The sequence below is a fragment of the Pseudonocardia sp. McavD-2-B genome (genome assembly GCF_024124365.1).
In the GTDB taxonomy this organism is placed as follows: Bacteria; Actinomycetota; Actinomycetes; order Mycobacteriales; family Pseudonocardiaceae; genus Pseudonocardia; species Pseudonocardia alni.
In genome coordinates this window covers 1-5646 of sequence record NZ_JAMXSG010000327.1, presented here as the reverse complement: position 1 = coordinate 5646, position 5646 = coordinate 1, and the positions used below count along the sequence as shown (strand labels likewise).

Here is a 5646-nt window from a genome sequence, read left to right as displayed (position 1 = left end):
CAACCCGCGGCGGTGCCGGTGCCGGTGCCGAGGCCGCGCCGGTCGGTGCGGGCACCCGCGCCATCACGGTCGGCACGTCCGGGGAGCCGGGGAAGATCGGGTCGTCCGGGTCGGCGAGCAGCGGGCGCAGCCGGGCCCGGACCTCGTCGAGCGGCATCCGGCCCGACGGCTCCTTGACCATCAGCCCGGCGATGACCTCGGCGAGCGGGCCGGTGACCGTCGGCGCGGGGACGGGACCGTCGACGACCTCGGTGATGGTGCGGACCGGGTCACCGTCGACGTCGTAGGGCGGGCGGCCCTCGACGGCGGCCCAGAGCGTCGCGCCGAGGCCCCACAGGTCCGCGGCCGGCGTGACCGGCTGGCCCGCGGCGACCTCGGGCGCGATGTAGGCGGGGGAGCCGAGCACGAGGCCCGCGGAGGTCATCGGCGCGTCGGACTCGTTGCGGGCGATGCCGAAGTCGGTGAGCTTGATCCGGCCGTCGTCGGAGATCAGGACGTTGCCGGGCTTCACGTCGCGGTGGGTGATCCCGGCCCGGTGGGCGGCCCGCAGCGCCGCCGCGGTGCCGTGCCCGACGACGCCGGCCTGCGCGGCGTCGAGCCTGCCCAGCTCGGTGATCGCCGCGGCCAGGTTCTTCGACGGCACCAGCTCCATGACCACCAGCGGCTCGTCGCCGCCGGAGTCGAGCACGTCGAAGACGGTCACGACGTTGGGGTGCGACAACCCGGCCAGTGCCCGGGCCTCCCGCATGATGCGTTCCCGCAGCTCCAGCTTCTCCCCGGCCGGGATGCCGTCGGGGATCTTCAGCTCCTTGAGCGCGACGCGGCGGTGCAGTACCTCGTCGAAACCCGACCAGACGGTGCCCATCGCGCCGCTCCCGAGCGGACCGTCGACGCGGTACCGCCCGGCGAACTGTCGGCGCTGGACCTCGCCCTCGGGAACGGACACGCCGCCGATTGTTCCATCGTGCCCGCGCGGCCCGTCCCCGCACACCGTTCCCGGCCGAGGTCGTCACCGGCGGTGCGCAGTGATGACGGTGCGTCACGAAGCTGGTCGTCCCGGGACGCCGGACGGCCGCCGAGGCGGGCCGGGCGTGCGGACGGTCACGGTCCGGTGGCATTCCGGCCGCGGGCCGGTGTCGTCGTCCCGGGAGTTCCCCGCGGCGGGCGTCCGAACCGCCGGTGAACGGCGAGGACGGCCGTTCGCCGACGGGAGGAGCGGTCGCACGCGGCCGTTCACCTGGAGCGGTGAACCCGCTGGCAGCAGCTCGCCGACCCCTTGCCGCCCCGAGACGGGAACGGACGATTTCGACTGGTACACCGCCGGACGGGTGAGCACCATCATGGGTGGTGGGAGACGACCGAACGCCGTCCGCGTCGACCGCGGGCATGCGGGCCGTTCCCGCCGAGGGCCAGTACGAGGAGGACAAGGTGACTGCGCTGCAGACCCGCACCGAGCTCCCGGAGATCACCGATCCCGCGGTCGACGATCTGGGCTCCGGCACGGGTCCGGCCTGGCTGGAGTCGTGGATGCGGGCGCACAAGGGCGAGATCGTCGGCTGGCGCCGCGCGATCCACGCCCAGCCCGAGCTGGCCCGTCGCGAGCACCTCACGACCGCGCGGGTCTCGGAGACCCTGCTGCGGGCCGGTCTGGAGCCGCGCACGCTGCGCGGCGGCACCGGTGTCGTCTGCGAGGTGGGGCACGGCGAGCCGCTGGTCGCCCTGCGCGCGGACATGGACGCGCTGCCCCTGCAGGAGCAGACCGGTCTCCCGTTCGCCTCCGAGGTGCCCGGCGTCATGCACGCCTGCGGGCACGACGCGCACACCGCGATGCTGCTCGGCGCGGCACTGGCGCTGCAGTCGGCGCCGTCGCTGCCCGGCCGGGTCCGGCTGGTGTTCCAGCCGGCCGAGGAGGTGCAGCCGGGCGGCGCGCTCGACGCCGTCGAGCAGGGCGTGATGGAGGGCGTGCAGCGGATCTTCGCACTGCACTGCGACCCGCGCCTGGAGGTCGGACGGCTCGGCACCCGGGTCGGGCCGATCACCTCGGCCTGCGACCTCATCGAGGTCCGGCTGACCTCCCCGGGCGGGCACACCTCGCGCCCGCACCTGACCGCCGACCTCGTGCAGGCGCTCGGGCTGCTGGCCACCCAGGTGCCGCTGCTGCTGACCCGCCACGTCGACCCGCGCTCGGGCACCGTCCTGACCTGGGGTGCGGTGCACGCCGGGGACGCGGCGAACGCGATCCCGCAGTCCGGCCTGCTGCGCGGCACCCTCCGCACCGCCGACCACGCCACCTGGACCGAGCTCGAGGAGAAGCTGCGGGCGCTCGTCGCGTCCGTGCTGGCCCCGACCGGTGTCGGCTACGTGCTCGACCACGTCCGTGGTGTCCCGCCGGTCGTCAACGACGCGGTGTCCACCGGGATGCTGCGCGACGCCGCGGTGACCGTCGGTGGCGAGGCCGCCGACGCCTCCACCGAGCAGTCCTCGGGCGGCGAGGACTTCGCCTGGTACCTGGAGCACTCCGCGGGCGCCATGGCGCGGCTCGGGGTGTGGCCGGGCACCGGCAAGCAGCGGGACATCCACCAGCCGACCTTCGACCTCGACGAGCGGGCCCTGCCGTTCGGGTCGCGGGTGCTGGTGCAGGCCGCGCTGTCCGCGCTGGCGCAGGCGGCCTCCTGAACCACCGTCTCCCGCGGTGAACGACGACGGCCCGGCCCCCGCGAGGGGAGCCGGGCCGTCGTCGTCAGCCGGTGCGGCCGGTCAGGACTGGTTGCCGGGGGAGGACTTGCGGCTGGGCCTGCTGCGCAGCTCGTTGACGTAGTCGTCCGGGGCGCCCGCGGTCTCCGCGGCGTCGGCGATGACGCCCAGGTAGCGGGCCGACGGGTCCCCGCCCTCGTAGGCGTTCAGCACGTAGATGAACGCGAGGACGCTGCCGTCGAGGGTGGCGACGCGCAGCCGCAGCTTCTTGTGCATGCCCAGCTCGCCGCCCTCCCAGCGGTCGAGCTGGCGTTCGTCGTGCTCGGGGACGTCGTAGAGCACGACGAACACCTGCGAGCCCGGCTCCTCCACCACGGTGGAGAGCGCGCCCTCCCAGGTGTAGTCCTCGCCGCCGAACGTCAGCCGCCAGCCCTGGAGCCACCCGGTCCCGGCCATCGGCGAGTGCGGGGCGCGCTCCTTCATCTGCTCGGGGTCCATGTTCGACCCGTACGCGGCATACAGCGGCACGCGTGCAGGGTAATGGGGAGCCCGGCGGGGCCTCGACCCGCCCGGTCGTAATGATGGGACACGCGTACTGTGAGCCCCGTCGACGCCGGCGGGCGGGACCGCCTGCCGGTCCACCACCACCGACTTCTCCAGGGGGATCTCCCGTGACCCGCATCGTCATCATGGGCGGCGGACCGGCCGGGTACGAGGCCGCACTCGTCGCGGCACAGCACGGCAGCGAGGTGACCGTCGTCGAGCGGGACGGGATGGGCGGCGCCTGCGTCGTCTACGACTGCGTCCCCTCGAAGACCTTCATCTCCTCCGCGGCCGTCCGGGTCGACCTGCACCGTGCCGAGGACCTCGGCGTGCTGGTGGACCGCGGCAACTCCGCGGTCGACCTGCCCGCGGTCAACGAGCGGGTCAGGTCCCTCGCTCTCGCCCAGTCCGCCGACGTGCGGGCCCGGCTGGAGGACGAGGGCGTCCGGATCATCGCCGGCACCGCGCAGTTCGCCGGGCCCGCCGCGGCCCGCGCCGCGCACGAGGTGACCGCCACCCACACCGACGGGACGGTCGAGGAGCTCGTCGCCGACGTCGTCCTCATCGCGACCGGGGCCACCCCGCGGGTGCTGGACTCCGCCCGGCCCGACGGCGACCGGATCCTCGACTGGCGCCAGCTCTACGACCTCGACGAGCTGCCGGAGCACCTGATCGTGATCGGGTCGGGCGTGACGGGCGCGGAGTTCTGCTCCGCCTACGTCGAGCTCGGCTGCCGGGTCAGTCTGGTCTCCAGCCGTGACCGGGTCCTCCCGCACGAGGACGCCGACGCCGCGGCCGTGCTCGAGGAGGTCTTCGCCGAGCGCGGCGTCGAGATCCTCGCCCACGCCCGCGCGGACTCGGTCGAGAACACCGGCGACGGCGTCCGCGTCACGCTGTCCGACGGCCGGGTCGTCGAGGGCTCGCACGCCCTGATGACCGTCGGGTCGATCCCGAACACCGCCGACCTCGGCCTGGAGAAGATCGGCATCGAGACCGACCGCGGCGGATTCGTCCCCGTCGACAAGGTCTCGCGCACCTCCGAGCCGGGCGTCTACGCGGCCGGCGACTGCACCGGGGTGCTCATGCTCGCCTCGGTCGCGGCCATGCAGGGCCGGATCGCGATGTGGCACGCGCTGGGCGAGGGCGTGTCCCCGATCCGGCTGCGGACCGTCGCGGCGAACGTGTTCACCCGCCCCGAGATCGCGACCGTGGGGATCAGCCAGAACGCGATCGACTCCGGTGAGGTCCCGGCCCGCACCGTGATGCTGCCGCTGTCGACGAACCCGCGCGCCAAGATGCGCGGGCTGCGCCGCGGCTTCGTGAAGCTGTTCTGCCGCCCGGCGTCCGGCGTGGTCATCGGTGGTGTCGTGGTCGCCCCGGTCGCGAGCGAGCTGATCCTGCCGATCGCGATGGCGGTCCAGAACGGGCTCGGCGTGGACGACCTGGCCCACACGTTCTCGGTGTACCCGTCGCTGTCCGGGTCGATCACCGAGGCGGGCCGTCAGCTCATGCAGCACTCCGACCTGGACTGAACAGCTCCGCGCACCGGTCGCGCAGCTCGCCGTCGCCCGCGGGGGCGAGGGTGGACCACTCCGGTCCGTCGTGCGCGCCGGTCCCGCGGGTCAGCCGGTAGCGCCCTCGCGGCGTGTCGACGACGGCGACGTGCCCCGGCAGCCGCGACGGGCTGCCCCAGCGGTCGTGCCGGACGGCACAGATCTGCGCACGGTGCGCGGGCCCGGCGAGCAGCGGTGCGAGCAGGGCCCGCTGCTCGTCGTCCCCGTCCGTGCCGGGGTCGGTGTGTGCGTCCGCGTCGAGGAGGCGGGCCAGCTCGGTGGTGGGCAGGGCCACGGCGGGCCCGGGCCCTGGCGCACGCCGGGGCAGGGCCGACACCGCGGCGTGTGCCGGTGAGCCCGCCGCGGTGACGGTGACGGCTCCGCCGGTGTGGACGGCGAGGACACCGTCGCCGTCGCGCTCGGCGGCGACCGCGCGCAGCGGCCCGTCGTCGAAACGGCCGCGCACCTCCAGATGGTGGTCGGGACGGGCGAGCAGGGCCAGCAGCCGTACCAGCGCGGGGTCGGGTCCGGCCGGACCGGCGAGGCCGCGGGCGCGCAGCCCGCCGACGCCGGCCGCCACGACCCGGCGTCGTTCCTCGCGGGTGCGCCCGGGGGAGGGCAGCCGCAGCGCCACCGGGGTGGCGCCGAGCCCCAGGTGCTCCCAGACGACGTCGAACTCGGCGCCGGTGAGCACGAACGGCGCCGAGGGGGTCCAGGGCGCGGGCTCAGCCACGGCCCCTCCAGCGGGCGTCGGGGCGCAGGACGCCGGGGTCGGGTCGGGCACCGGGCTGCTCCGGGGGGTCGTCGGGGGCGGCGTGCTCGTCGGTGACGAGGCGCCAGGCCGGGGTGCGGGGGT

At 75.1% G+C, this 5646-nt stretch carries 5 protein-coding genes; 2 read left to right on the top strand and 3 right to left on the bottom strand.

Annotated elements, in window-relative coordinates; all coding sequences use genetic code 11:
* On the bottom strand, window positions 1-946 hold a 946-nt coding region (locus NH602_RS27395; RefSeq protein WP_253069299.1), incomplete at its 3' end, for a serine/threonine-protein kinase.
* 440 nt (window positions 947-1386) lie between these two features.
* Between NH602_RS27395 and NH602_RS27390 the strand changes: the two genes are divergently transcribed.
* A complete protein-coding gene (locus NH602_RS27390; RefSeq protein ID WP_253069300.1) occupies window positions 1387-2676 on the top strand; it encodes an amidohydrolase in 1290 nt (429 codons plus the stop codon).
* 81 nt (window positions 2677-2757) lie between these two features.
* On the opposite strand, the gene NH602_RS27385 is transcribed toward NH602_RS27390, so the two are convergent.
* The gene (locus tag NH602_RS27385) at window positions 2758-3222 is read right to left on the bottom strand and encodes a gamma-glutamylcyclotransferase (protein ID WP_062397641.1); all 465 of its coding nucleotides are present in this window, start codon (window positions 3220-3222) and stop codon (window positions 2758-2760) included.
* A gap of 143 nt (window positions 3223-3365) precedes the next feature.
* Here NH602_RS27385 and NH602_RS27380 point away from each other — a divergent pair, with 143 nt between their 5' ends.
* Window positions 3366-4769 (top strand): NAD(P)H-quinone dehydrogenase, encoded by a 1404-nt coding sequence (locus tag NH602_RS27380; RefSeq protein WP_253069298.1) that lies wholly within the window; start codon window positions 3366-3368, stop codon window positions 4767-4769.
* On the opposite strand, the gene NH602_RS27375 is transcribed toward NH602_RS27380, so the two are convergent.
* Window positions 4744-5523 carry an ESX secretion-associated protein EspG gene (locus tag NH602_RS27375; protein ID WP_253069297.1) on the bottom strand — a complete coding sequence of 260 codons (780 nt, stop codon included), beginning with the start codon at window positions 5521-5523 and terminating at the stop codon, window positions 4744-4746. The two genes, NH602_RS27380 and NH602_RS27375, sit on opposite strands and share 26 nt — an antisense overlap.
* Window positions 5524-5646 lie beyond the last annotated feature (123 nt).